Source organism: Rhodoferax sp. UBA5149, assembly GCF_002413825.1.
In the GTDB taxonomy this organism is placed as follows: domain Bacteria; phylum Pseudomonadota; class Gammaproteobacteria; order Burkholderiales; family Burkholderiaceae_C; genus Rhodoferax.
On the sequence record NZ_DHXT01000115.1, the window covers coordinates 24,140 to 48,808 of the forward strand.

A 24,669-nucleotide genomic window follows, 5' to 3' on the forward strand; every position below is an offset into this window, starting at 1 on the left:
CCAAAGCTCCAGTTGCCCAGCATCTCGAAAAAGGTGTGGTGGCGCGCGGTGTAGCCCACGTTCTCCAGGTCATTGTGTTTGCCTCCGGCCCGCAGGCAGGCCTGCACGGAAGCCGCGCGCACGTAAGAGCGCTTGTCGGTGCCGAGGAAAACGTCCTTGAACTGCACCATGCCGGAGTTGGTAAACATCAGCGTGGGGTCGTTGCCCGGCACCAGCGGGCTGCTGGCCACCACCGTATGGCCTTTGGAGGCAAAGAAGTCGAGAAAAATTTTGCGAATGTCGGCGACACTCATGGCGGACTTGGTCATGTCAGTAGTTCTTCGAGCAGGGATAAACGGGGATGGTTCACGGCCCATGGGCCTCTGGGCGCCCGAGCGCCCTCCCCTGCATTATCGCCCGCCCTTTGTTGTAGCCCGCCAAGCGGCGCTGGCCGAACGACGTGGCTGCGACTTCTGGCTTAATAGGCGCGCGCCACCCAGTCCGCGGGGAAACAACAAGGGGCAGGCGGTTCGCGCGGGGTACCGAACAATAGACGCACTGCCTGAAACAATTTGAATTAGCAATGGAGACAAGCCCATGATCAGCCAACATTCGCTTCGCCGTCGCACGCTGCTGGGTGCGGCCGCCGCCTTGGGCGCCAGCGCGCTGCCTGGCCTGGCCCAGACCAAGACCGTGCTGCGCATCTCCACCCCGGCCGTGCCCGGCGACTGGCACGCCAAGATGTGGACCGTTTTCAAGGATTCGCTCGAAAAAAGCGCGCCCGGCGAATTCGACGTGCGGATCAACCTGAATGCCTCGCTGTTCAAACAAGGCACCGAGTCAGTCGCCATGGCACGCGGCAACCTTGAACTCGCCACCATCTCGGCTTTTGACATCGCCAAGCTGGTGCCCGAGTTTTCCGTCTTCACGGCAGGCTACGTGATCCGCGACCCGGCGCAGCAGCAAAAAATCTTCAATGGTCCGATCGGCGCCGAGTTGTTCAAGACCGTGACCGAGAAGATGGACATCACACCGCTGGCCACCGCATACCTGGGCACCCGCCAGCTCAATCTGCGCGAGGTCAGGAAGGTCAGAACGCCGGCCGACCTCAAGGGCATCAAGCTGCGCATGCCCGGCTCCAAGGAATGGCTGTTCCTGGGCGAGGCACTGGGCGCCACCGCCACGCCGCTGGCGTTCGGCGAGGTCTATCTGGGGTTGAAAACCGGCACGATCGATGCTCAGGACAACCCGCTGCCCTCCGTGCGGGCCGCCAAGCTCTATGAGGTGACCAAGCAGATCGTGATGACCAGCCATCTGGTGGACGGCCTCTTCATTGCCATCTCGAACAAGAGCTTCAACGCCCTGAACCCGTCACAAAAGCAGAAGGTCAAGGCCGCTGCGCAGGCTGCAGCCGCCTACAACAACGAGAACCGCATCAAGGAAGAATCCCGGTTGGTTGAGTTCTTCAAGAAGGAAGGCCTGCAGGTCACCACGCCCGATGTCGAGGCCTTCCGCAAGTCGGTACAGGCGGCGTACCAGAACTCTGACTACGCCAAGGTCTGGCCCAAAGGCCTGTTGGACCGCATCAACGCGACCCAATAACCATGGCCCGCTGGCTCAAAAGAGCCGCCAATGCAATTGGCGGCGGCTTGTTCCTGACACTGTTCATCGTTTTCATCATTCAGATCGCGGCGCGTTTCGGCTTCGGCAAGCCGCTGGCCTGGACCGATGAAGCCGCGGTGATCCTCTACCTCTGGGTCATTCTCTGGTCGGCGGCCGTGGTCGTGCCCGAACGTGAGCACGTGGTCTTCGATTTGCTCTGGAACAGCGTTGGGCGCCGCGCCCGCCAAGTCATGCAGATTGTGGGCAACCTGCTCATCGGCGGCCTGGCCCTGGCGGGACTGCCTGCGAGTTGGGACTACGTGCATTTCATGGCGCGCGAGGGCACGCCGGTGCTCAACATGCCATTCATGTGGGTCTATCTGCCCTTTGTGCTGCTGCTGGCGGCCCTTGTGGTGCGCAGCGCCTGGGCGATCCGGAACGCCGTCAAGGGCATCGGCCTTGAGGCCGAATTGCGCCTCTGAAATCTACCGCCCAAAGGCATCTCAAATGACCCTCGGAATTACTGTTCTTGTTTGCGTATTGGTGACCGGTATGCTGCTGCGCATGCCGGTTGGCTTCTCAATGCTGGCCTCGGGCATCGCCTACCTGCTGGTAAAACGGCAAGACCTCGGCCTGGTGGCCGAGCAGGTCTGCAACGGCTTGTACAACAGCTATGTGCTGCTGGCGGTGCCGCTGTTCATTTTTGCCGCCAACATCATGAACGCGGGCACCGTCAGCGAGCGTATCTTTGACTTTTGCAGCATTCTCGTTGGCCGCATGCGCGGCGGAATGGCGCAGGTCAACGTCCTGGTCAGCGTTATCTTCTCCGGCATGAGCGGCAGCGCGATTGCCGACGCCGCCGGTCCCGGCCTGGTCACGATTCGCCAGATGCTTAAAAGGCCGGAATACTCACGTGGCTTTGCCGGCGCCGTGGTGGTGGCCAGCGCCACGCTCGGCCCCATCATTCCTCCAAGCATTCCGATGGTGATTTACGCGCTGGTGTCAGGCGCCTCGGTCGGGGCCCTGTTTCTGGGCGGGGTGATTCCCGGTTTTTTGATGGCCACGTTGATGATGCTCGTGGTGCATGTCATCGCCACCCAACGCAACATGCCACGCGAAGCCAAGATTCCGATGCACGAATGGCCTGCCATTCTGTTTCGCGGAGCCTTGCCCTTGTCGATGCCGATCGTGTTGCTGGGTGGTATTTATTCGGGTGCGTTCACGCCCACCGAGGCCGCTGCCGTGGCCGCCTTTCACGCCCTGATTCTGGCCGGCGTGGTGTACCGCGCGCTGACCTGGCAAGCCTTCTGGGGCGTGGTCATGGAATCGACCCGCGGCAGCGCCGTGGTCACCCTGATTCTGGCGGGCTCCTTCATGCTCAACTACGCCTTCACCGCCGAAGGTGTGCCGCAAGCCATGGCGCTGTGGGTGGATAACATGCACCTGTCCCAGATCAAATTTTTACTGCTGGTCAACGTGATGTTCCTGGGCTTGGGCTGTTTCCTGGACGTGTCGGTGCTATTGCTGGTGTTTGTGCCCATGCTGCTGCCTGCGGCCAAGCTGCTGGGCGTGGACCTGGTGCACTTTGGTGTCGTGGTGGTACTCAACATGATGATCGGGCTGATTCATCCCCCTTTTGGCATGCTGCTGTTTGTGATCAAGGCGCTCACCGGCATACCGATTGGCGAAATGATGCTCGAGGGCTGGCCGTTTCTCATCATGCTGCTCTTGCTGCTGCTTGCCATGACGGTGTTTCCGCAAATCGTGCTGTGGTTGCCGCAAACCATGGGCTACGTCACGCACTGAACACACCGGCCAAGTCATGGCCCATCGTTACCGGCTTTTGCGAACAGGTGCCCGGGGCCGATTGCACCCCCATCGCGCAGGCCCATGCAGTCTGGTACCAGTCGCTGGCGCCCACTAGGCGCAAAATACATCTTGTCGCAATCAGCACTATGGCAAACCTGAAAACTCGCTACGCTAGGCGCTTTGATCCTGCTCTCATCCCCAACTATCCGCACTGACGCTATGGACATGAATATCGAAGATTTCACCAAAACCTCTCCTCTCGCCCTGCTCAAAGACCCGACCCTGTTGAAAACTGATGCCCTGATCAACGGCCAGTGGGTGGCAGGGCCCAGCGCAGGGGCCTCCGGTCCCAGCCGCTTTGACATCCTGGATCCGTCCAATGGCCACAAGCTGGCCGATGTCGCCAACCTGGGCCCGGCTGACGCACAAACAGCCATCGCGGCCGCCAACGCCGCCTGGCCGGCCTGGCGCGCCAAGACCGCGAAGGAGCGCAGCATCATCCTGCGCAAGTGGTTTGACTTGTTGATGGCGAATCAGGAAGACCTGGGCCGCATCATGACGGCCGAGCAAGGCAAGCCGTTTCCCGAGGCCAAAGGCGAGGTGGCCTACGGCGCGAGTTTTGTCGAATGGTTTGCCGAAGAAGCCAAGCGCGTCAATGGCGAGACCCTGCCCCAGTTTGACAACAACCGCCGCCTGATGGTGATCAAGCAGCCGATCGGCGTGTGTGCCGCCATCACGCCGTGGAACTTCCCGCTGGCCATGATCACACGCAAGGTGGCGCCTGCGCTGGCGGCCGGTTGCACCGTCATCATCAAACCGGCCGAGCTGACGCCGCTGACCGCGCTGGCTGCCGCCGAGCTGGCTATCCGCGCCGGCATTCCAGCCGGGGTGCTCAACATGATCACCGCCGATGGCAATAACTCGATTGCGGTGGGCAAGGTGATTTGCGCCAGCGACGTGGTGCGCCACATCAGCTTCACCGGCTCCACGGAAGTCGGCCGCATCCTGATGGCGCAGTCGGCCCCGACGGTCAAGAAGATGTCGCTGGAGTTGGGCGGCAATGCACCTTTCATCGTGTTTGACGATGCCGATATCGACTCTGCCGTCGAAGGCGCCATGCTCAGCAAATACCGCAACGCCGGCCAGACCTGTGTCTGCGCCAACCGCTTTTATGTGCAGGACGGCGTGTACGATCAGTTTGTGGCCAAGTTCTCTGCCAAGGTCAAGGCGCTCAAGGTCGGCAACGGCTTCGAAGAGGGCGTGATGCAGGGCCCGCTGATTGAAGATGCGGCCATCGACAAAGTCAGCCGCCATGTGCTTGACGCGGTCGCCAAGGGCGGCAAGGTGATGGCGGGTGGCAACAGATTGCCTGGTCAGTTTTTCGAGCCCACGGTCATCGCCGAGGCAACCGCAGACATGTTGTGTGCCAAGGAAGAGACCTTCGGTCCCTTTGCTCCGGTATTCCGCTTCAAGACCGAGCAGGAAGCCATTGACGCCGCGAACAACACGGAATTTGGCCTGGCCAGCTATTTCTACAGCCGCGACGTGGGCCGCATCTTCCGGGTCAGTGAGGCGCTGGAATACGGCATGGTGGGGATTAACGTGGGCATTCTGGCCACGGAGCACGTGCCTTTTGGCGGTGTCAAGCAATCCGGGCTGGGCCGCGAGGGCTCGCACCACGGCATGGACGACTATGTGGAGATCAAATACCTCTGCATTGGCGACATCCTGAAGTAAACTCTAGACCTCGCGGGACAGACCGCAGCCTGCGACGCAGGCCCGCTCTGTCCCCAATGGATCAAGATGCGGGTGTAGTTCAATGGTAGAACTTTTGCTTCCCAAGCAAATAGCGTGGGTTCGATTCCCATCACCCGCTCCAAACACCTATCCAAGGCATTGTTCGCGGAGCGATCGACACCGACCGTTCGACGGCCAGTGCGACAGAATTCTATTTCTTGACCAACGCTGACTGCGTCAATCCACCTTTGGCGCGGGCGTCGGCAATACTCGACAACACCCACTCGGCATCACGCGAGCCGGGCTGAAACACGGGCAACAGCTTTTCCCACTGGGCAACAGCGCCTGCGTAATCAGCACGCCCGAAGGCTGCCGATCCAGACAACATCAAAGCTTTGGGATGGAGCGGGTTCAACGCCAAGGCCTTGTTCACCAGCGCCAGAGGCCGACCTGCCAGGTTGTTGCCCGCTCGGGTCGCCAGCAAATCAGCAAAATCGGTCAGCATGTCCGGGTCGGTATCAACCAGCTTGCCAGCCTTAACATAGGCTTCTTCCGATTCCGGCAAACGCCCCAACACCTTGTAGGCACGAGCAAGTCGTGCCCAACCTGGGAGGTCACTCGGGTTGGCTTTCAAGCGCGCCGCCAGTCCTTCGACCATCTGAACGATCTGTTCAGGGCTTGGCCTCTGCGCGCCAGCCGCTTGATCCATCGCTTGGGGCTTGCCAGCGCTGGGGACACCCGGCCGAGCGACGGCAAACGCCTTCAGACCGCCTTTGCTGCGGGCATCGGAGATATCGGCCTGCAACTGCTCGGCATCAGGTGAATCAGGCCCAAGAACTGACAGTAGCTTCTCCCAATAGTTGACAGCGCTTGCAAAGTTGCCTTGCCGGTACGCCGCATTTCCGGCGAGCATCAGCGACATGGGATGAAGCGGGTTCAGTGCCAAGGCCTTGTTGATCAATACCAGCGGCTGACCTTCCAGACTGTCGCCACCACGGCTCGCCAGCAAGTCGGCGTAGTCGGCCAGCAAGTCTGGATCAGTGTCGACCACTGGGCCGGCCTTGGCATAGGCATCTGCAGCCTCTTGCAGACGCCCCATCACTTTGTAGGAACGGGCCAGCATGGCCCAACCTTTGGGATTGTCGGGATTGGCTCTTAGACGTGCCGCCAGACCGTCAACCATTTTCGCAACCTTGTCCTCATCCGCCTTTCTTGAACTAATCGGATCAATGGCCTGAGGCGCTCCCAGCCACCAGTACATGCCTGCAGACGCAAGCGGCAGCGTCACGGCAATCGCCGCCGCCGTACGACGGGCGGTCCAGAAGCTAGCACTGCGCTTCTGCGGAGTCGATGCGGGCTCCCTGGTGTCATCCAGCAGTCGCAACTGCAATTCGTCCTGCGTGGCTTCATAGTCCGCAGGGCTGATGACGCCGCGTGCCAAGTCACGCTCCAGCGTCTGCAGTTGGTCACGGTAAATAGCGGCATTCAAACGCTGGCTCGAAACACCAGCTTGCGGTGCGGGTCGCAGCAGCGGACGCACCACCCAAGCCAAGACCAGCAGTGTCAACAACACTGCGATTGCAATAAAAACGGTCATGAGGGAAGTTCCAGATCTTTGAGAAGAGACTGTGCTTTTGCGCGTTGGGCGGGATCAAGCGCTGGGGGTCCATCGCTGCGTTGGTTGCGGCGCACCAAACGCACCAACATCACCACAGCACCGATCAGCAGCAAAAAAGGACCAAACCAAAGCAGCCAGGTGACTGGCTTGACTGGCGGGCGAAAACGCACAAAGTCGCCGTAGCGGCTGACCATGTATTCCATAATTTCGGCGTCAGTCTTGTTGGCCTTGATCAGTGTGCGCAACTCACGACGCAAGTCCTTCGCCAAATCGGCGCGCGAGCCGGCCAGCGACTCGTTCTGGCAAACCAGGCAGCGCAACTCTTCGGAAATGGCGATCATGCGTTGTTCGACCACCGGATCTTCGGCCAAAGGCGTGGCCTCCCCCGCATAGGATGAAAGTGCGCATTGCAGCGCCAGAATAAATGCCACCCAGTACTTCACTTTTGCAACTCCCGTATCAGTGGCATGATCTTGTCCCGCAATGCTTCTTCAGTCACCGGGCCTATCTGCTTGTAGCGAATCACACCGGCTTTGTCGATCAGAAAGCTCTCTGGCACGCCATAGACACCAAAGTCAATACCGATGCGCCCGTCCTTGTCGGTTATGGAGAGATCGTAAGGGTCGCCAAAACGGGCCAGCCATTTCAAGCCCTCGGAGTTTTGATCCTTGTAGTCCAATCCGACAATGGGCAGCGTCCTGGTCTTGGCAAACTCCACCAGGATGGGATGCTCCTGCCGGCAGGCGACGCACCAGGAGGCCCAGGTATTGAGCAGCCACACTTTGCCCAGCATCTCCTTGGCAAAAAATTGCTGGTCGGGCGCTTGCAGGCGCGGCGCAGAAAACATAGGCGCAGCCTTGCCGATCAGCGGTGACGGAATCTCATGCGGATCACGGGTCAGGCCAATGGCCAGAAACACCACCAAGACAATAAAAATGCCCAGCGGAATCAGCGTTTTCTTCATGCGGCAACGCCCTTGGCACCAACCGCTCCCGCGTTTGAAGTTACCTTTTTACGATAGCGTCGATCCAGCGCCGCTATGGCGCCACCCAAGGCCATCATGAGGCCGCCTACCCATATCCAGGTGACAAAGGGCTTGCAATACACCCGAATCGCCCAAGCCGGGCTGGCGCCGTCTTCGAGTCGCTCCCCCAAAGCCACGTAGACGTCGCGGACCAAATTGCTGTCAATGGCCGTTTCTGTCATGGGCATGGTGGAGGAAAAATAAGTTCGCTTCTCGGGGTGCAAGGTTCTGAGTATCTGGCCTTTGCGGCTTAGCACAACGTCCCCCACCTCGGCCGTGTAGTTCGGTCCCGGCTCTGAACGAATGCCGGTCAAGCGAAAGTTGTAGCCGCCCACTTCGACGGTGTCACCAACCGCCATGCGCACGTCTTTTTCGGTCTCATACCCCTTGACCATGGTGATGCCCACCACACACACAGCAATGCCGATGTGCGCCACGTGCATGCCCCAGAACGACACCGGCGTGGATCTCCAGTTAACCGTGTCCTTGATCTGGCGGTAAATCTGCAGCATGGACGCCAACACAATCCAAAACACCAGCGTCAAACTCAACGCCACCAACGGCGACCATTCACCGGCAAAAAACGGTGCGGTACAGCCCAATAGCACTGAGACGATGGCGACCGGTCGCAATTTCTTCGTCAGTTCAGCCACACTGTCGTTTTTCCAGCGCGCATAGGAACCGATCACCATGAATAGCAAAACCGGCAACATGATGGGGACAAACACGGAATTGAAATAGGGTGGTCCGACCGAGAGTTTGCCCAGGTTAAGCGCATCGACAATCAACGGGTACAAGGTCCCCAACAGCACGGCGGCGGCGGCGGTAGCGAGTAACACGTTGTTGACAAGCAGAAAAGTTTCACGGGACACCAACGCAAATGCGCCGCCCGAACGGACCTTGCTGGCGCGCATGGCAAACAAGGTCAGTGAGCCACCCACCACGACGGACAAAAAGAGCAAGATAAACACGCCGCGCCTGGGATCGGTGGCAAAGGCATGTACCGAGGTCAATACGCCGGAGCGCACCAGGAAAGTCCCCAACAGGCTCAGAGAAAACGCAGTGATCGCCAGAATGATGGTCCAGTTGCGGAACAGACCACGCTTTTCCGTGACGGCCAGCGAATGGATCAGCGCTGTACCCACCAGCCATGGCAGGAACGATGCGTTCTCCACCGGGTCCCAAAACCACCAGCCACCCCAACCCAGTTCGTAATATGCCCACCACGACCCCATCGCAATGCCAATGGTCAGGCAAATCCAGGCAGCAGTGGCCCAGGGTCGCGACCAGCGCGCCCAGGCGGCGTCAAGCCGACCATTGAGCAGAGCGGCAATGGCGAAAGCAAAAGGCACCGACATGCCGACATAGCCCATGTACAGCATCGGAGGGTGGAACACCAGGCCCGGGTCCTGCAACAGCGGATTCAGGTCGCGTCCATCGGTCGGAATGTCACTCAAACGCAAAAACGGATTCGAGGTGATCAACATAAACAGCAGAAAGCCGACCGCCACCAAGCCCAGAATGCCCAGCACCCGCGACACCATCACTTCCGGCAATTGACGGGAAAAAATGGACACCGCCATCATCCACGTGCACAGCATCATCAACCACAGCAACAGCGAGCCCTCATGCCCACCCCAAACGCCGGCAATGCGGTAGATATCTGGCAGCTGGGAGTTGGAATGCTGTGCCACATACGAAACCGAGAAGTCATTGGTAAAGAACGCATAGGTGAGGCAGCCAAAGGAAAACGCAGTCAGCAACCACAATGCTTGCGCACCAGGCCGCGCCAGCGCCATCCAGTCAGCGCGCCCCTGCTGTCCCCCCACAACGCTTAAAGTGCCCAGGGCCAGCGCCACAAACAGGGCGAGAATCAGCGCAAAATGTCCAAGTTCAGGAATCATGGGTAAATCTCACTTTAGCGTTTTAATGGTTTTCTGTGCTTGGGCTTGGTCCATGGCAGCCTGCGCCTCCGGTGGCATGTAATTTTCATCGTGCTTGGCCAAAACCTCGCTCGCGGTAAATTTGCCATCCGCGCCCAGTTTGCCTTGCGCCACCACACCCTTACCCTCGCGAAACAGATCAGGCAGGATGCCGGTGTAGGACACGCCCATATCCTTGGCCGTATCGGTCACTACAAAGGCCACCGTCAGGTTGTCTCGCTTGACTGAGCCGACCTTCACCATGCCCCCGACGCGAAAGGTCCGGTTCACAGGCGCCTCGCCCGACGCCACCTGAGTGGGTGTGAAGAAAAAGACCAGATTACTCCGGAAGGCGTTAAGCACCAGGTAAGACGCAATGCCCACCGCTGCCAGACCGCCAACAATGATGGCAGCGCGTTTGTGACGAGGTTTCATGGAGATGTTCTTTCTGACATGAGTTCGTTTCGAAGATCGCGCAGAAGTTCCCTGCGCTGGCTGCGAATTAGTAGCATCTCAATCACCACCACGACTGCCGTAACCCCGAAGCTGCCCCACACGTAGAAGGCATAACCCCCCATGGCAAAAAACTCGGAAGCGCTATTCCACTGCATGTTTGACCCACTCTGTATGACGTTCACGTTCAAGAATAATATTGCGCACCCGCGCCAGAGCCACCGCAATGGCGTACATCCAGAAAGCCACCACCATGATCAGCATGCCCCACAACATGGTCTTGGCCATGGACGGCGCGCCCGTCATGGATACCGAAGCACCTTGATGCAAGGTGTTCCACCACTTGACTGAGAAGTAAATGATTGGCACGTTCACCACGCCCACCAGCGCCAGTACGGCACAGGCTTTGTCAGCGCGGCGCGGGTCGTCAATGCTGGATTGCAGCGCCAAAAAGCCCAGATACAAGAACAACAGAATCAGCTCTGACGTCAGGCGTGCGTCCCACACCCACCAAGCGCCCCACATTGGTTTACCCCACAAGGCGCCCGTTACCAGCGACAAAAAAGCAAACATGGCGCCAGTAGGTGCCAGGGCCGAGGCCATCATGCCCGACAGCCGGGTGTTAAACGCCAGGCCCAAACCGGCCCAAGTGGCCATGATCAGATAAATGAACATGGACATCTGTGACGCCGGAACATGCACAAAGATGATGCGGTAGCCTTCGCCCTGCTGGGCGTCGGTGGGGGCCACAAAGAAGGAAATCCACAAGCCCGCCATTGTCAAAACCGCCGCCAAAGCAGCAAACCAGGGCCACAAACGCCCGGCCAGAAAATAGAAATTTTGGGGCGAAGCGAACTTGAACCAGTGAATCACGCGTGTTTTCATTCCAGGGAAATTCTTAAGGCGGCCGTCGTGGCCAAGGGTGCAAAAAACGCTGAGAGTACCAGAAGCGCAGCCAACAATGACAGGTGACCACCAGCACCCAAACCAGCCGCATCGGCTTCCACTGCGCCTGCGCCAAATATCAGTACCGGAATATACAGCGGCAAGATTAACAGCGAGAGCAATACCCCTGCCCCGCGTACGCCCAAGGTCAGGGCCGCGCCGATACTGCCAATCAGGCTCAAGGTGGGTGTACCCAGCAACAAGGACAGCATCAAAATGCCCAGCGCCCGCCCCTCCAGTCCGAACTGCAAACCTAGCACTGGCGCCATCAGCACCAGCGGCAGGCCCGAGAGCAGAAAATGAGACAGCGCCTTGGCCATCACCAACAGGCCCAACGGCGTAGGGGACAGCGCCATTTGCTCCAGAGAACCATCGGCGTAATCGACCGCAAACAGACGCTGCAAGGAGAGCATGGCCGCAAGCAGGGCGCTCACCCACAGCACGCCAGGCGCCATACGCAGCAGCAAGGCCGATTCCGGCCCGACGCCCAGCGGAAACAAACTGGTAACGATGACGAAGAAAAACAGGGGCGTTAACACCTCGCCTTTTTGCTTCATGCTCAGCGACACTTCACGCCGAACCACGGCGCTGAAGACAGACGTCCAACCCACAGCCTTCATGCGTTGAGCTCCAGTACCTGGGCGGGAACCGTGCCAATATCGACCTGCTGGTGGCTGGTGAGCACGGCGAGGCCTCCCTTGTCGAGATGGGCAGCCACCAAATCGGCCAACAGTTGAATGGCGGCTTGATCCAGCGCCACGAAGGGTTCATCCAGAATCCAAAGCCGAGCGCGGTTGAGCATGAGGCGAGACAGCGCCACGCGTCGTTTTTGGCCTTGCGACAGATGACGCACCAGACGGGTTTGGTAACCGCGCAACCCTAGACGGGCCAGTGCGTTGGCGGTGTCGACTTCGCTGGGAACGACGCCAGCCAGGGTAGCGTAAAACGAGAGATTTTCATTGACGGTAAGCGCCTCTTGCAAGGCGTTGTGATGACCCAGATAAAACAAATCTTGGCGATAGGAATCGCCAAGAGCACTAATCGGGATGCCATTCCAGAGAATCTGCCCAGCCTCGGCAGGCGACAAGCCGCACAGTATGCGCAACAAGCTGGTTTTTCCGGCACCGTTGCCGCCACGCAGGTAAAGCAGTTTGCCGCTTTCAAGCCGAAACCCGACTCCCTCAAACAACTGGCGTTCGCCGCGTACGCATTTCAGATTAGAGACTTCGAGCATGCAGTGAGAAATTCAGTAAGAAAGCAGAAGCATATGGTGCAGACGCAAGCTTAACTTTCGAGGGTCAACTATCGACAGTTGATACCGGAATGCTCCGCCATTGGACCTAGCTATTATCTGTCATCTTAGATGCAGGGCGGGCACTAGACCCTGCCCTGGATCAAACTCGACATGATTAATGTGGCGTACTTTTGGCCGTGCTGGGGCGGAACTATGGTAGCTGGTAGATATAGGTGATGCCGATGAAACTGACGTTTTGATTTTGGTTTTGCATCACCGTTGTGCCGTCCGAATACGCGAACGGCACGCCGTTATAACCCCAGGCCCAATCGTTCACGCTAATGCGCTGGTGCACGAGATCAACACGCACTGAAGAACCTTTCTCCAGCGCATATTTGCCAAACAGTTTCAGTGCGGTCTGGCGATAAACGACATCTGGTATGACGCCTGTAGGATTCAGGCTGGCGGCGTTGGCGGAATTCTGGGCATAGACACTCTTGTCATCCACGTAGGACAGGCTGCCCCCGACTTCGAGTTTGCTGGTGGCTTTGCCGGTGACGCCGATGGATGCGCCGAGGTTGGTGTTGTCAAGCGCGATAGCGTACCCGACAAGGCCAGGCCGCGACTGGTTAAATGTCTGAATGCCCTGGGATGCGTAGCCGTTCAAGGCCCACCTGGCGGACAAGGCGTAGTTCCAATCGATGCTGAACTGATTCATGCGGTTGTTCTGGAGGCCAAGCGCGCTGGGGCTGTTGAACTTGTCCCTACCCTCTTCGGCGCTGAACTGAAGACCCAGTTTCTCGCTGGGCTGCCAATCGGCAAACAGCTTCACTTTATCGCGCTGGCGGTCGGCCAGGGTCGGCATGAAGATCATACTGGACAGGCTCGTGGCGGGGTCAGTGACCTCGGTGACACCTGGCCCACTGTTGCCCTGCAACCAGCTCGATCCATCGCGTCGACTACTGGACACACTGATCGCACCGCTGGCGGTCTCGGACATCCTGCGGCGAAGTTCGGCCCGAACGGTGGTCTCCTCGGTCTTCTGACGCAGCGGGATCTGGCTCGACACCGCGCTGGACGCGGTGAATACACCCCGATCAATGGATTCGTAGTCTGCACCCACGGTGCCACGATAGTCGCTGGTGAATTGCCAGCTGGCCTGCAGCTTGCCCTGGATCTTCTTATTGGGAAGATTGCGGTTGGTGACGGGCAAGGCAGATGCGCCTGTGCTCACGAGGTTGTAATTGGCGAGCGGCGTCTGGTCGTCCTTGTCCTGGTAGCGCAAGTCGGCCAACAGCGAGAGCTTGGGTATCGGACGCGAGGTAAGGCCAATTTTGGCCAGCGTCGTGTTGACTTTCCCGCCAAGATTCGTGACACCCACAGGGCCCGTCAGACCGGCGCCAGCAAAGTCGGCGTTCTGGGTAGCCGTGGCGTAGCCTAGTTTGAAGGTGCCATGCGTTGTGCGCGTGAAATCGTAACTTCCGCTCAGGTCGAGCTGGTGCGCCTGGTTGTCTGGCGCCAAAGCCAGCGAATTCAGGTCTGTGGTGGGGCTAGCAAAGATACCCAAACCCGGTTGAAGCGCGACGTTGTTATTGCGGTAGAACGAGCCGTAGTAGCCCACGCTGAAGCGCAGCTTTTCCAGGGCATAACTTAAGCGAGCTTCGACCTGGCTGTGGTTGGCGTTGATGGGCTCTGGCAGCATCAGCACCCCAGGAGTGCCGCTGCACGACCCAGTGATCAGCGGTGAGCAGATCTGGCTGAAACCGAACAGTCGCTCGCCTTCCTTGTTTTCGCTCTTGAGGTCAATTGCAAACTGGAGCGCTGGCGAGATGATCTTGGTGAACCCGAGCCCCAGGCTGGTTCGTTTGGTCTTCAACTCGAGATCGGTTCCGCTGCCTGCACCACCGGCTAGAAACACCGCCTGTGGTGTCGTCGAACCGGCGCCAAGCAGGCCGGTGTTGACCGTGTTCGGGTCGTAATGAACCAACTCGCCGTAATCGGCGGTGAACTTCCAGCTTCCCGGATTCTTCCAGACCAGGCCCAGTTCGCGCGTGTCGCCGAGCAGGTTCGAACCCTGCAACTCCACCCAGGTGGAGGTCGCTTCCTTGCGCAGGCTGTAGTCGACGCCCAGCATACCGACGGCGCTGTGCTCGCGCAACCCGTTGTACTGTCCAAACAGCGCGCGGTCGGCGCTGGAGCCATCAACGGCGCCGAGGCCAACACTCACGGTGGCCTCCACGGCCTTGGCTTCTGCGGCTTTGGTTTCGTCGCCATCGGTTTGCGCCTGCACGGGCGCGAAAGCGGCACACACCGCCAAGGCAAGCACGGTACGTTGAAAGCGAAATGATGTAAGGAATAGGGTCATGATTGCTCTCCGTACTTCAGCGCATCAAGAGCTGTGGCGTCGGGTTGGTAGGCGACGGATTGTTGGAACCATGAACCTGCGTGTGGCAGTTCATGCAGCTGCGGCCTTGCCAAATGGTGACCGAGTTCTGGCCGCGGGTAGCTCCGGTGAGCTGACCAGGAACCAGACCGACGCCGGTTGCCGCGTGCGGCGTATGGCATTGCTGGCAAAGCAAAGGCGGGCGCGCCTTGAGCATGGCCGCAACCGTTGTGCCATGTGCGTTGTGGCAGGTGGAGCAGTCTTCGGCGACGGGTTCATGCGGGTGTACGAATGGGCCACGCTTTTCAGCATGGCAGGTGTAGCAGGTGTCGTTGATGCTGTCGCGTTTGACCAGCTTGGGGCCGGCCGAGCCATGCACGTTGTGGCAGTCGGCGCAGCTCATCTTGCCTTCAGGAACCGGATGATGTGATGGCCGGTTCATCTGGGCGCGTTGCTCCTTGTGGCAGGTGTAGCAGACATCGGCCTGGGTGGCCTTGGACAGTATCTTGTCGCGGTTGCCGTGGATCTTGTGGCAGGAATTGCAGGCGATGTCAGCGGCATCGTGCTGGCTGCCATTCCACAGCGCGCGCTTGGCGTCCTTGTTGTGGCACGTCAGACAAGCTGCGCTGCGCTCACTGGCGGGCAAGGTCGACTTCTTGGTGAACATCCGGTCAGGATGGGGCCGCAGCGAAACACCGGACGGTTTGTGGGCATGGGTGTTGCTGGGGCCATGGCAGGAGATGCAGTCCGGCACACGCTTGTCGACGGAGAACCCGTGCGCGGACCGGCTCATATCCGGCAGGTCTTCTTCGTCGTGACAGGTCACGCAGAACGCCGCCCCGGTCGGCTGGGCACCCCAGGCGGAGCCCAACAGTCCGAATAGACAGATACCGACGACGGCCATTACGCTCTTGATTTGCATCCCAACTCCCTTCAAAACAGATTCCATCCCTACCGTACCCATAATCATTCCCACGGCTACTTCAGGCCGTGGACGACATTGACGTCCTTGACACCGCCGCTCGCATGGCAATCGTCGCAGGACTCGCGTGGCAGGCCAGCTAACTCCGCTTGTGTCTTGTCGCCGAACACTGCCCCGCCGAAGCTGGTCACATGAGTAATGGCTGCGGCAGAGTCGTGACACGACGTGCAAGTAGCGGCCTTGGGCGAGATGACCTTCCAAAGGTTCGGATCGGTCACACCGGCGTCCTTGTGAACGACAGCGCCCAGGGTACCCATGTCGGTTTTGTATGAATTGTTGACATGGCAGGCATTGCAGTTGAGTGTGGCGTCCGGATAGGCGACCTCGGCGGCGTAGTTCACTACACCGGTAGCAAACGTCAGGGTGCCATCGCACGCAGCCTTGGCAATGGCACTGGTGTTGGCGGGGTTGCAGAAGGTACCGACCACCTTGTTGTCATGCGTGAACGGGAAGATACGCTTGGAGTTCCCGTGGATGCCATGAATCATGCGCTTGAATTGAAACGACTCATTGAGTGTCGATCCATTCGTCATGACGGTTGATGACATCCGATTCGGGTCATGGCAGGTCACACAGGCTTCGACGATGGTGCGGCCACCGCTGTGAAAGGCATTGGGCAGCGTATTCGAGCCGGAGGCGCTACCGAGCGTGCCATGGCAGACGTTGCACTTTTCGGTGGAGACGATGGTGCGGCGCGGCAGCAAGCTACCGGTGAGCGCGAGTTCCTTGTAGGTGTGCTGCGCGACCGTGTTCACCAATACAGTCGGTATGACCTCAGGCCGAGGATCGGTTGAAGCCGTCGGACTCAACTTGTGCTCTACGATCTGGCCGATGCTGACGACGCGGGCCGTGCCTTTCGCGACCGCAGTTGCCGTGTCGTCAGGGACAGGGATGCTCACCGTATAGTGGTTGCTGCCGTCATTGACGCCCGTGTGTGCATAGGCATTGGCGCTGTTGCCGCCGTTGTTGTAGGCCGAGAATTCGGTCACCGCATCCGGCTGGCCGACCATGTTCTGGTAAGCCAGGTAGAAGCGCAGATTGCCGAATTTGGTGTTGTTGGGGGTGGCCGGGGTGGTGGTCGGCGGCACGCAAACGCCAGCAGTTCCTGTGTAGGTGCAGTCCGAGGTCACCAAATTATAGGCAGCGTTGCCATTCGTGGGATCTGATAGGAAGTATTTGACCGTGACGCTGCGGGCCTTGTGATCAGCCGTATCGTTGAACGTGGCCCCTTCGATATTCATTTTGTATAGCGCCGCGTTCGACTGCGCTTGGTTAAAGTGCACGCGTTCCGGCGAGATGACGGAGCCAACCTTGTGGCAATCGGCGCAATCCGCGTTGGTCAGCGCCTTGGCTGGCGCGCCAGGCCCCACGCGCACACCGGCAACGACCTTGTGCAAGGTTTCCCAGGTAGAGCCCGTGCCGCTGACGTGACAAGTCAGGCACGCTTCCTGGGTCGGCGTGGTCTTCCAGTTGTCGCCTTGCGGTGTCTTGGGATTGGCGCCCGAATGGCAGACTGCGCAGTTGCGTAAGTCCTGCGGAAAGCCGACCTCGGCGTAGCTGTGCTTGCTGTCCCCGAAACCCCAGATTGTGTAGTCCTCGCCGCCGATAGCGGTCGATTTACTCTTGAGCAGCTTGCCAGCGTGTAACTTGTGAACCATGGTGGCGAAATTAAGGACATTGCCGCTGTTCGCGTCCGTGGTGCCGGGGTTGTGACACATCACGCAGAACTGCGTATCAACGCGTCCGCCACCGTGCAAGGCCAGCTTGCCGTGGCAATTGTTACAGGACGCCACGTCGGTCATCTTGCGGGTTTTGGCCGGGTCAGTCACCGGGACAGACTTGCCATCGGCACCGATGGTGAAGTCGAAGTAAGGGTTGACCAGCACAGTCTCACCCTTGGCGTTCTTGTAGCTCAGCTGGATGGCGACGCGATGCGTCAGCGCGGGCTCGAAGACGACGTTGTTCGTGGAATAGGGTACTTTGTTAACCGTCGCAGCCCATTTCGGATCCTTGATGTCCGCCCTGAACGTGTAGGTGTAGTAGCCATCAGGGTTATAGACCAACTGGGCCGCCAGCAGGGCGGGGTCCGTCTGCTTGAGGTCTGTCGTAGCCTGCATGGTTGTGGCTGGAGGCGTTACCGCGCCGCCCGGCCCGACGCCGGCAGTTGCCGTTTCCTTGCGATAGATGTAGTTCACCCACTGGTCAGGATTGCCACTGGTGCCGGGAACCAGCTTGGCAATGGCAAAACTCACATTGGTGATTGCCAGATCGGTTTTTACCTTGCCGTCGGAAAACACCGTAAAGTTCACCTTAGGCGGACCATTTACGATCACAGCCGCCACGCCAGCACCCTGCACCACGGTGAAGGGTGCGGAGGCGTTCGACGCGGTGTCGTTTGCCGCCAACGCGCTGGCCGTGACGATGACACCATTGACCGCGCCCCCAGACCCCTGAGGCGCTGACCCCGACTGCCCACTGCTACCGCCACCGCAGCCTGCCATGGCAACCGACACCAAACAGGCTACGCCCCATTTAACCAATAAGCGTTTCATTTTTTCTCCGTCACTTTTTTGCCATACGACTTACAGCGAAACGATTTACTTACTGTTGTCGACAACGATTATTCGATGCCTGCCAGCGACTGCTAACGCGAGAGAATCGGGTTGACCACATTGCGGATCTCCCGGTCGCCCTTGGATTTCACAATCTTCTTCGCATGCGCCTTTGAGCTTACCGCCGAAAAACGTACTTCTTGACTGATAGTTAAAAATCAGTTCAAGGAGAACGAAAACTTTGTGAATTGTCATCGAAGGGCCATTCATTGGATATAGGATGCCGATGAATATCGACATAGGAATATTCCTATATCGAGAAAACATATATTGCAGCTCTTTGAACCGAGCGTTGCGTTTAAGCCAACCTCTTCATGAAGTGCCTTGGATGCCCTGCGTCACCGTTTCGCTGACGATCGAGTGCCGTGCACGTCGGGGATGGCAAGCAAGTCATCCCAAAAGTCTGTGCGGCAAAACGCCCTACGGAAAGAGCAAAAGAAAAGGGGTGCCGAGAATCCTCGGCACCCCTTTAGTTGACGTCAGCCCGCTTATTTCGCGGCGGAGGCTGCAGGTTTGGCAGCATCAGCCTTTTTGGCCGCGTTAGCTTTTTGTGTTTTCTTTGCCGTGTGCTTCTTCGCTACATGCTTTTTCGCTGTGTGCTTTGCCTTTGTGGAAGCAGCCGGCGCAGTCACCGCAGTGGGAGCTGTTGCACCGGTATCTTTTGGAGCTGCGGGAGCTTGGGCAAAAGAAACCGCGGCAACACCTGAAAGCAACACGGTAGCGATTAAGGTCTTGATATTCAGCATGAATAACTCACTCATAAAACGACAGTCGCATCAGCTCCGACCATCTCGAGCGAGCCAAAATTTGTTTCTGGCTTGTACCCACAACGTAGGGTTTTCCCCTTGGTTGACGACATATACTTTTCTTTACAAAGGTCTTTTGCACATCAAAGTAAAGGTAGAACGGACAGAGAAAATGAAAAAGCCGTTATAAATCAAAAAATTTATAACGGCTTTCCATAACTATGGCGGAGTGGACGGGACTCGAACCCGCGACCCCCGGCGTGACAGGCCGGTATTCTAACCAACTGAACTACCACTCCTGGTAGCGGTAACGTTCACTCTTTCGAGCCAAGTCGCCTGCCCTTGCGGGCTTGCTGTTACCAACTTGCGCTTCATCCATCAGATGATGAATTTGGCGACCCCACGGGGATTCGAACCCCGGTACCTACCGTGAAAGGGTAGTGTCCTAGGCCTCTAGACGATGGGGTCATAACCTTTGGACTTCCGTCTCAACTTGCAAAACTTTTCAGTCCCGCCTCAGAAATTATTGGTGGAGGTAAGCAGGATCGAACTGCTGACCTCTTGCATGCCATGCAAGCGCTCTCCCAGCTGAGCTATACCCCCAAAACCCAAGAAACCTGATTCAATAACTTCCTCAGGCATTCCTAATTTCCAAGCCTCAAATTATAGCCTGAAAAATCAGGCTGCTCGCAAACGAGCCAGTACTTTTTCTCTTTCGCTGAGTTCGAGCACTGCATCCAGCGACGGCGTCTGGGCTGTTCCCATCACCAACACCCGCACCGGCATGGCGAGCTGTGGCATTTTGATAGCGCAGGCAGCCAGCACTTCCTTGACTACGGCCGCGATCGACGGCTTGTCCCAGGCGCAGATTGTCAGCTTTTCCACCAGTAGATGGAGCGCCGGTTTGACTAGGTCGGTGACATGCTGCCCAACTTCATCGGCGTTGGGTGTGATGTCCGCATAGAACTTGGCAGCCCAGTCCGCCAGGACCACCGTCGTGTCACAGCGATCTTTGAACAGGGCGCAGATACGGGGTAGACGGTCATCCGCCTGGATGCCACGCCGGTGCAGCTGCTCCTGCACCAGTAGCGCCAACGCGTCGTCGCTCATGGCCTTGAGGTGCTGGGCATTCACCCAACGCAGCTTGGCCTCGTCAAACTGCGCGGCACTGCGGCCCAGATGGTCCAGGCTGAACCACTCCAGGAACTGCGCGCGGCTGAAGATTTCATCATCGCCATGGCTCCAACCCAAACGGGCGAGATAGTTGACCATGGCGTCGGGCAGATAGCCTTCATCGCGGTATTGCGTCACCGGTTTGGCACCGTTGCGCTTGCTCATCTTCTCGCCCTGCTCATTGAGCACGGTGGGCAGATGGGCATACACCGGCGGCGCTTTACCCAACGCGTGAAAAATGTTGATCTGGCGCGGCGTGTTGTTGACATGGTCATCGCCGCGAATCACGTGGGTGATCGTCATGTCGATATCGTCCACCACGACACAAAAGTTGTAGGTCGGCGTGCCGTCCGGTCGGGCAATCACCAGATCGTCCAGTTCGTCGTTGCTGATCTCGATGCGGCCCTTGACCTTGTCTTCCCACACCACCGAGCCACCCTGCGGATTCTTGAAACGCAACACCGGCTTCACACCTTCGGGAATGGCTGGCAGGGTCTTGCCCGGCGCGGGACGCCAGGTGCCGTCGTAGCGCGGCTTTTCCTTGGCGGTCATTTGACTCTCACGCAGTGCGTCGAGCTCGGCCACGCTCATGTAGCAGGGGTACACATGGCCGACCGCCTGCAACTCGGCCAGTACCGCCTTGTAGCGATCCATGCGCTGCATCTGGTAGAACGGTCCTTCGTCATAGTCCAGCCCCAGCCAGGACATGCTCTCGATGATCACGTCCACCGCCGCCTGCGTCGAGCGTTCCAGGTCGGTATCTTCAATGCGCAGGATGAAATCACCGCCGCTGGCACGGGCAAAAGCCCAGGGGTACAAAGCCGAGCGGATGTTGCCGAGGTGAATGAAGCCGGTGGGAGACGGCGCGAATCGGGTGCGAATTTTTTGTGTCATGTCAGGGTGTCCAGACCGTGAAGACCGCGCGCCAGGTCCGCCTTCAGGTCTTCAATGTTTTCCAGTCCGACGGCGACGCGAATCAGGCCTTGCCCAATGCCGGCGGCTTGTCGTTGTGCTTCGGTAATTCGCCCATGCGAGGTGCTGGCCGGGTGCGTGATGGTGGTTTTGGTGTCGCCCAGATTGGCCGTGATGGAGCACACCAGCGTGCTGTCAATCACATGAAAAGCGTTTTTGCGCGCCTGCACCGGATCTGCGGGCTTGCCTGCCCTGACGTCAAACGACACCACGGCGCCGCCCAGGCCGGACTGCTGTTGCATGGCCAGCGCGTGCTGTGGATGCGACTTCAAGCCTGGGTAATAGACCCGTGCCACCTGCGGTTGAGCCTCCAGCCAAGTGGCGAGTTGCAGTGCGCTGTCACTTTGCGCTTTCATCCGGATCGACAGCGTTTCCATGCCTTTTAGCACCACCCAGGCATTGAAAGCCGACAGGGTGAGCCCGGCACTGCGCATCACCGGCATGAACTTTTCGTCAATCAGTTTCTTGGTGGTGCACAGCGCGCCGGCAATCACCCGCCCCTGACCATCCAGGTACTTGGTGCCCGAATGGATGATTAGATCGGCCCCAAGTTTGACCGGTTGCTGCAAGGCGGGCGAACAAAAGCAATTGTCAACCGCCAGCAAAGCCCCGGCCGCGTGCGCCACGTCGGCCAGTGCCTGAATGTCGCAGACATCGGTCAGCGGGTTGGTAGGCGTCTCGGCAAACAGCAGGCGGGTGTTGGGCTGAATCGCCGCCTGCCATTGCGCCACGTCGGTTTGCGACACAAAGGTGCTCTGCACCCCAAACTTGCCAAACTCGCCGGCAATCAGGCGGATGGTGGAACCGAACACGCTTTGCGAGCAAATGACGTGGTCCCCGGCCTTCAGCAAGCCCATGCACATCAGCATGATGGCCGCCATGCCGCTGGACGTGCCAATGCAGGCCTCGGTGCCTTCCAGTGCCGCGAGCCGCTGCTCCATGCTGGTCACGGTGGGGTTGCTGAAACGCGAATAGGTGTAGCCCTCTTCTTCCCCGGCGAAGCGGCGCGCAGCCGTCTCGGCATCGGGCTGCACGAAGCTGCTGGTCAAATACAGCGCCTCGGAGTTTTCGCCGTACTGGCTCTTGTCTACGGCCGCGCGCACGGCCAGCGTGTCCAGGTGCAAATGGTCAGGTAATTTCTTTTCAGCCATGCTCAGTCCGCGTGATTGGGGAGTGCCAGGCGGGAGTTGTCCTCCGCCCCCTCGTCGCCCCCTACCCGATGGGTGTTCAGGCGGGCGATATCGTCCGCCGTGATGTCCCCGGTGACATAGACGCCATCAAAGCACGAGGCGTCGAAGCCCTTGATATTGGGGTTCAGGGAGCCAATGGCCTTCTTCATGCCGTCCACGTCCTGGTAAATCAGCGCATCACAGCCGATGAGTTGACGGATTTGCTCCACGGTGCGGTTGTGTGCCACCAGTTCATCGGGGGTCGGCATGTCGATGCCATACACATTGGGGTAGCGCACCGGGGGCGCGGCGCTGGCCATATAGACCTTGCGGGCACCGGCGTCGCGGGCCATCTGCACGATCTCACGGCTGGTGGTGCCGCGCACGATCGAATCATCCACCAGCAACACATTGCGGCCCTTGAACTCGCTGGCGATCACGTTGAGTTTCTGGCGCACCGATTTCTTGCGCACCGACTGCCCCGGCATGATGAAAGTACGGCCCACATAGCGATTCTTCACGAACCCCTCACGGTAAGGCAGACCGAGCAACTGCGCCAGCTGCGCGGCACTTGGGCGGCTCGACTCGGGGATCGGGATCACCACATCAATCTCGTTCGGCGGCACGGTGGAAATCACGCGCTTGGCCAGTGACTCGCCCAGATTCAGACGGGCCTGGTAGACCGAAATGCCGTCCATCACCGAATCAGGACGTGCCAGATAGACGTACTCGAAAATGCAGGGGCTCAACACCGGATGGTCCGCGCACTGTTGCGCATGCACATTGCCCTGCAAATCGATGAACACCGCCTCGCCCGGGGCGATATTGCGGTCAAACTTGTGCGATGTACCTTCCAGCGCCACCGATTCGCTGGCCAGCAACACGGTACCGTCGTCGCTACGCCCCATGCACAGCGGGCGAATGCCAAACGGGTCGCGAAAGGCCAGTACGCCATGACCGGCAATCATCGCGATCACCGCGTACGAGCCCTTGATGCGGCGATGCACCCGGCGCACCGCTTCGAACACATCACGCGGCTGCAGGGGCAAGCCGCGCGTGGTCTCGCCAATCTCATGCGCCAGCACGTTGAGCAAGACCTCGGAGTCGCTCTCGGTATTGATGTGGCGGTGGTCGGTGCTGAACAGCTCCGCCTTCAGGGCGTGGGCGTTGGTCAGGTTGCCGTTGTGAACCAGCACGATGCCAAACGGCGCATTGACGTAAAACGGCTGCGCTTCTTCCTCGCTGTAGGCATTGCCCGCCGTCGGATAACGCACCTGGCCCAGCCCGCAGTTGCCCGGCAGCGAGCGCATGTTGCGGGTGCGAAACACATCGCGCACCATGCCCTTGGCCTTTTGCATGAAGAACTTGCGTTCTTGCTGCGTCACGATGCCGGCCGCATCCTGTCCGCGGTGCTGCAGCAACAACAGGGCGTCATAGATCAGTTGATTGACGGGTGCGTTACTGACAACGCCTACGATTCCACACATATTTTTCCGATCTCATGAAGGCAAGTATTTTCCAAACGCTTCCGGCAGTACGGGCTTTAATCCTTTGAGCGCTGCCATCGAGATGTCAGCCCCCACAGATTCCCGCCACCATTCGCCCGACTTCAACGGCGTCATGGCAATCACCACCGTTGCCGCCAATAACAAAACCACACCGCGTACCAGGCCAAACGCCGCGCCCAAGGCCCGGTCCGCCGGCTGCAGGCCGACGGCCGCAAAAAGTTTTTTCACAACCGCGGCCAGCAGGCCGCCCAGCAGCACGGACGCCACGAACACCAGCGCAAAAGCGGCGGCGTACCGAAGCGCCTCGCCCGACCCCGACATGGGCAGCTTGTGCGCGACATCCGGGGCCAACCACTGCGCCAAAATGAAGGCTGCAACCCAGCTCGCCGCTGACAACAGCTCAAAAATCAGCCCGCGCCATAGGCCCAACACCAGCGAGGCAAGCAATACCACTGCAAAAATCCAGTCCAAAGCAGGCATATTTTAAATAGTTGAGGAGCGCTATCGCGTCGCTGCGGAGTCTGTCCCGCAAGATCTCAGAATCGCTTTTTACAAAGTCAGTATGGCGGCGGGCAGGTCAAGCTTTTTGATCTTGGCGGCCGCCTTGTCGGCCTCAGCCTTGTCCGCAAAAGGGCCGACTCGCACGCGAACGCGGCGCCCGTCCTTGGTATCTGCGACCTGGGTATAGGTTTTCAAGCCTGCGTGCTCGACTTTCAGGCGAACTTCGCGTGCCCGGGCCACATCCGCAAACGCGCCGACCTGCACCACAAACCGGCCTTCGCTGGCATCCGTCTTCTTTTC

The 24,669-nt window shown here is 58.9% G+C and carries 24 protein-coding genes and 4 tRNA genes; 5 read left to right on the plus strand and 23 right to left on the minus strand.

Annotated elements, in window-relative coordinates; all coding sequences use genetic code 11:
• On the minus strand, window positions 1-308 hold a 308-nt coding region (locus tag B3V69_RS10440), incomplete at its 3' end, for an alanine--tRNA ligase-related protein (RefSeq protein ID WP_296446298.1).
• 268 nt (window positions 309-576) lie between these two features.
• On the opposite strand from B3V69_RS10440, the gene B3V69_RS10445 reads away from it, so the two are divergent.
• The 5 genes from B3V69_RS10445 to B3V69_RS10465 all read left to right on the plus strand — a co-directional run bounded on the left by B3V69_RS10445 (window position 577) and on the right by B3V69_RS10465 (window position 5,269).
• On the plus strand, window positions 577-1,581 hold the full coding sequence (locus B3V69_RS10445) for a sialic acid TRAP transporter substrate-binding protein SiaP (protein WP_296446300.1): 1,005 nt from the start codon (window positions 577-579) through the stop codon (window positions 1,579-1,581).
• 2 nt (window positions 1,582-1,583) lie between these two features.
• A complete protein-coding gene (locus B3V69_RS10450; RefSeq protein WP_296446302.1) occupies window positions 1,584-2,063 on the plus strand; it encodes a TRAP transporter small permease in 480 nt (159 codons plus the stop codon).
• Window positions 2,064-2,088: 25 nt separating this feature from the next.
• The gene (locus B3V69_RS10455; RefSeq protein ID WP_296446304.1) at window positions 2,089-3,387 is read left to right on the plus strand and encodes a TRAP transporter large permease; all 1,299 of its coding nucleotides are present in this window, start codon (window positions 2,089-2,091) and stop codon (window positions 3,385-3,387) included.
• A 222-nt stretch (window positions 3,388-3,609) separates the two neighbouring features.
• Complete coding sequence (locus B3V69_RS10460) at window positions 3,610-5,127, plus strand: NAD-dependent succinate-semialdehyde dehydrogenase (RefSeq protein WP_296446306.1); 1,518 nt, start codon at window positions 3,610-3,612, stop codon at window positions 5,125-5,127.
• A gap of 68 nt (window positions 5,128-5,195) precedes the next feature.
• Window positions 5,196-5,269, plus strand: a tRNA-Gly gene (locus B3V69_RS10465).
• Between the two features lie 69 nt (window positions 5,270-5,338).
• Here the strand turns inward: B3V69_RS10465 and ccmI are convergent.
• The 22 genes from ccmI to B3V69_RS10575 form a co-directional block, all read right to left on the minus strand.
• Window positions 5,339-6,724, minus strand: a complete 1,386-nt coding sequence (gene ccmI / locus B3V69_RS10470) for a c-type cytochrome biogenesis protein CcmI (RefSeq protein ID WP_296446308.1) — start codon at window positions 6,722-6,724, stop codon at window positions 5,339-5,341.
• Complete coding sequence (locus B3V69_RS10475) at window positions 6,721-7,188, minus strand: cytochrome c-type biogenesis protein (RefSeq protein WP_296446310.1); 468 nt, start codon at window positions 7,186-7,188, stop codon at window positions 6,721-6,723. The genes ccmI and B3V69_RS10475 overlap by 4 nt, the downstream gene beginning before the upstream one ends.
• Window positions 7,185-7,709, minus strand: coding sequence for a DsbE family thiol:disulfide interchange protein (locus B3V69_RS10480; protein ID WP_296446312.1), 525 nt, complete (start codon window positions 7,707-7,709; stop codon window positions 7,185-7,187). Before B3V69_RS10480 ends, B3V69_RS10475 begins: the two co-directional genes overlap by 4 nt.
• The gene (locus B3V69_RS10485; protein WP_296446314.1) at window positions 7,706-9,673 is read right to left on the minus strand and encodes a heme lyase CcmF/NrfE family subunit; all 1,968 of its coding nucleotides are present in this window, start codon (window positions 9,671-9,673) and stop codon (window positions 7,706-7,708) included. The genes B3V69_RS10480 and B3V69_RS10485 overlap by 4 nt, the downstream gene beginning before the upstream one ends.
• Before the next feature lie 9 nt (window positions 9,674-9,682).
• Entirely contained in the window at window positions 9,683-10,126 is a 444-nt protein-coding gene (gene ccmE / locus B3V69_RS10490; protein WP_296446316.1) for a cytochrome c maturation protein CcmE, read from the minus strand.
• Window positions 10,123-10,302 carry a heme exporter protein CcmD gene (gene ccmD / locus B3V69_RS10495; RefSeq protein WP_296446319.1) on the minus strand — a complete coding sequence of 60 codons (180 nt, stop codon included), beginning with the start codon at window positions 10,300-10,302 and terminating at the stop codon, window positions 10,123-10,125. Before ccmD ends, ccmE begins: the two co-directional genes overlap by 4 nt.
• Window positions 10,289-11,029, minus strand: a complete 741-nt coding sequence (ccmC, locus tag B3V69_RS10500) for a heme ABC transporter permease CcmC (RefSeq protein WP_296446321.1) — start codon at window positions 11,027-11,029, stop codon at window positions 10,289-10,291. Before ccmC ends, ccmD begins: the two co-directional genes overlap by 14 nt.
• Window positions 11,026-11,709, minus strand: coding sequence for a heme exporter protein CcmB (ccmB, locus tag B3V69_RS10505; protein WP_296446323.1), 684 nt, complete (start codon window positions 11,707-11,709; stop codon window positions 11,026-11,028). Before ccmB ends, ccmC begins: the two co-directional genes overlap by 4 nt.
• Entirely contained in the window at window positions 11,706-12,323 is a 618-nt protein-coding gene (gene ccmA / locus B3V69_RS10510; RefSeq protein ID WP_296446325.1) for a cytochrome c biogenesis heme-transporting ATPase CcmA, read from the minus strand. Before ccmA ends, ccmB begins: the two co-directional genes overlap by 4 nt.
• Before the next feature lie 211 nt (window positions 12,324-12,534).
• Entirely contained in the window at window positions 12,535-14,688 is a 2,154-nt protein-coding gene (locus B3V69_RS10515; protein WP_296446327.1) for an MtrB/PioB family decaheme-associated outer membrane protein, read from the minus strand.
• 16 nt (window positions 14,689-14,704) lie between these two features.
• Complete coding sequence (locus B3V69_RS10520; protein WP_296446329.1) at window positions 14,705-15,628, minus strand: DmsE family decaheme c-type cytochrome; 924 nt, start codon at window positions 15,626-15,628, stop codon at window positions 14,705-14,707.
• A gap of 56 nt (window positions 15,629-15,684) precedes the next feature.
• Window positions 15,685-18,240, minus strand: a complete 2,556-nt coding sequence (locus B3V69_RS10525; RefSeq protein ID WP_296446331.1) for an OmcA/MtrC family decaheme c-type cytochrome — start codon at window positions 18,238-18,240, stop codon at window positions 15,685-15,687.
• Window positions 18,241-18,285: 45 nt separating this feature from the next.
• A complete protein-coding gene (locus B3V69_RS10530) occupies window positions 18,286-18,540 on the minus strand; it encodes a hypothetical protein (protein ID WP_296446333.1) in 255 nt (84 codons plus the stop codon).
• 248 nt (window positions 18,541-18,788) lie between these two features.
• On the minus strand, window positions 18,789-19,046 hold the full coding sequence (locus tag B3V69_RS10535) for a hypothetical protein (protein WP_296446335.1): 258 nt from the start codon (window positions 19,044-19,046) through the stop codon (window positions 18,789-18,791).
• Window positions 19,047-19,268: 222 nt separating this feature from the next.
• Window positions 19,269-19,345 (minus strand) — tRNA-Asp (locus tag B3V69_RS10540).
• A gap of 93 nt (window positions 19,346-19,438) precedes the next feature.
• Window positions 19,439-19,514: transfer RNA gene (locus B3V69_RS10545), tRNA-Glu, on the minus strand.
• 59 nt (window positions 19,515-19,573) lie between these two features.
• Window positions 19,574-19,649, minus strand: a tRNA-Ala gene (locus tag B3V69_RS10550).
• Between the two features lie 75 nt (window positions 19,650-19,724).
• Window positions 19,725-21,113, minus strand: a complete 1,389-nt coding sequence (gltX, locus tag B3V69_RS10555) for a glutamate--tRNA ligase (RefSeq protein WP_296446337.1) — start codon at window positions 21,111-21,113, stop codon at window positions 19,725-19,727.
• Window positions 21,110-22,342, minus strand: coding sequence for an O-succinylhomoserine sulfhydrylase (locus B3V69_RS10560; protein WP_296446339.1), 1,233 nt, complete (start codon window positions 22,340-22,342; stop codon window positions 21,110-21,112). Before B3V69_RS10560 ends, gltX begins: the two co-directional genes overlap by 4 nt.
• A 2-nt stretch (window positions 22,343-22,344) precedes the next feature.
• Entirely contained in the window at window positions 22,345-23,847 is a 1,503-nt protein-coding gene (purF, locus tag B3V69_RS10565) for an amidophosphoribosyltransferase (protein WP_296446341.1), read from the minus strand.
• Window positions 23,848-23,859: 12 nt separating this feature from the next.
• A complete protein-coding gene (locus B3V69_RS10570; protein ID WP_296446343.1) occupies window positions 23,860-24,348 on the minus strand; it encodes a CvpA family protein in 489 nt (162 codons plus the stop codon).
• Between the two features lie 69 nt (window positions 24,349-24,417).
• The coding region (locus B3V69_RS10575) for an SPOR domain-containing protein (protein WP_296446345.1) at window positions 24,418-24,669 on the minus strand (252 nt) is incomplete at its 5' end.

Bases quoted from the DNA above. Each gene is read 5' to 3' on its own strand.
- B3V69_RS10445 (WP_296446300.1), top strand. From the start codon at position 577: ATGATCAGCCAACATTCGCTTCGCCGTCGCACGCTGCTGGGTGCGGCC.
- B3V69_RS10450 (WP_296446302.1), top strand. From the start codon at position 1,584: ATGGCCCGCTGGCTCAAAAGAGCCGCCAATGCAATTGGCGGCGGCTTG.
- B3V69_RS10455 (WP_296446304.1), top strand. From the start codon at position 2,089: ATGACCCTCGGAATTACTGTTCTTGTTTGCGTATTGGTGACCGGTATG.
- B3V69_RS10460 (WP_296446306.1), top strand. From the start codon at position 3,610: ATGGACATGAATATCGAAGATTTCACCAAAACCTCTCCTCTCGCCCTG.
- ccmI (WP_296446308.1), bottom strand. From the start codon at position 6,724: ATGACCGTTTTTATTGCAATCGCAGTGTTGTTGACACTGCTGGTCTTG.
- B3V69_RS10480 (WP_296446312.1), bottom strand. From the start codon at position 7,709: ATGAAGAAAACGCTGATTCCGCTGGGCATTTTTATTGTCTTGGTGGTG.
- B3V69_RS10485 (WP_296446314.1), bottom strand. From the start codon at position 9,673: ATGATTCCTGAACTTGGACATTTTGCGCTGATTCTCGCCCTGTTTGTG.
- ccmE (WP_296446316.1), bottom strand. From the start codon at position 10,126: ATGAAACCTCGTCACAAACGCGCTGCCATCATTGTTGGCGGTCTGGCA.
- ccmD (WP_296446319.1), bottom strand. From the start codon at position 10,302: ATGCAGTGGAATAGCGCTTCCGAGTTTTTTGCCATGGGGGGTTATGCC.
- ccmC (WP_296446321.1), bottom strand. From the start codon at position 11,029: ATGAAAACACGCGTGATTCACTGGTTCAAGTTCGCTTCGCCCCAAAAT.
- ccmB (WP_296446323.1), bottom strand. From the start codon at position 11,709: ATGAAGGCTGTGGGTTGGACGTCTGTCTTCAGCGCCGTGGTTCGGCGT.
- ccmA (WP_296446325.1), bottom strand. From the start codon at position 12,323: ATGCTCGAAGTCTCTAATCTGAAATGCGTACGCGGCGAACGCCAGTTG.
- B3V69_RS10515 (WP_296446327.1), bottom strand. From the start codon at position 14,688: ATGACCCTATTCCTTACATCATTTCGCTTTCAACGTACCGTGCTTGCC.
- B3V69_RS10520 (WP_296446329.1), bottom strand. From the start codon at position 15,628: ATGCAAATCAAGAGCGTAATGGCCGTCGTCGGTATCTGTCTATTCGGA.
- B3V69_RS10525 (WP_296446331.1), bottom strand. From the start codon at position 18,240: ATGAAACGCTTATTGGTTAAATGGGGCGTAGCCTGTTTGGTGTCGGTT.
- B3V69_RS10530 (WP_296446333.1), bottom strand. From the start codon at position 18,540: ATGTCGATATTCATCGGCATCCTATATCCAATGAATGGCCCTTCGATG.
- B3V69_RS10535 (WP_296446335.1), bottom strand. From the start codon at position 19,046: ATGCTGAATATCAAGACCTTAATCGCTACCGTGTTGCTTTCAGGTGTT.
- gltX (WP_296446337.1), bottom strand. From the start codon at position 21,113: ATGACACAAAAAATTCGCACCCGATTCGCGCCGTCTCCCACCGGCTTC.
- B3V69_RS10560 (WP_296446339.1), bottom strand. From the start codon at position 22,342: ATGGCTGAAAAGAAATTACCTGACCATTTGCACCTGGACACGCTGGCC.
- purF (WP_296446341.1), bottom strand. From the start codon at position 23,847: ATGTGTGGAATCGTAGGCGTTGTCAGTAACGCACCCGTCAATCAACTG.
- B3V69_RS10570 (WP_296446343.1), bottom strand. From the start codon at position 24,348: ATGCCTGCTTTGGACTGGATTTTTGCAGTGGTATTGCTTGCCTCGCTG.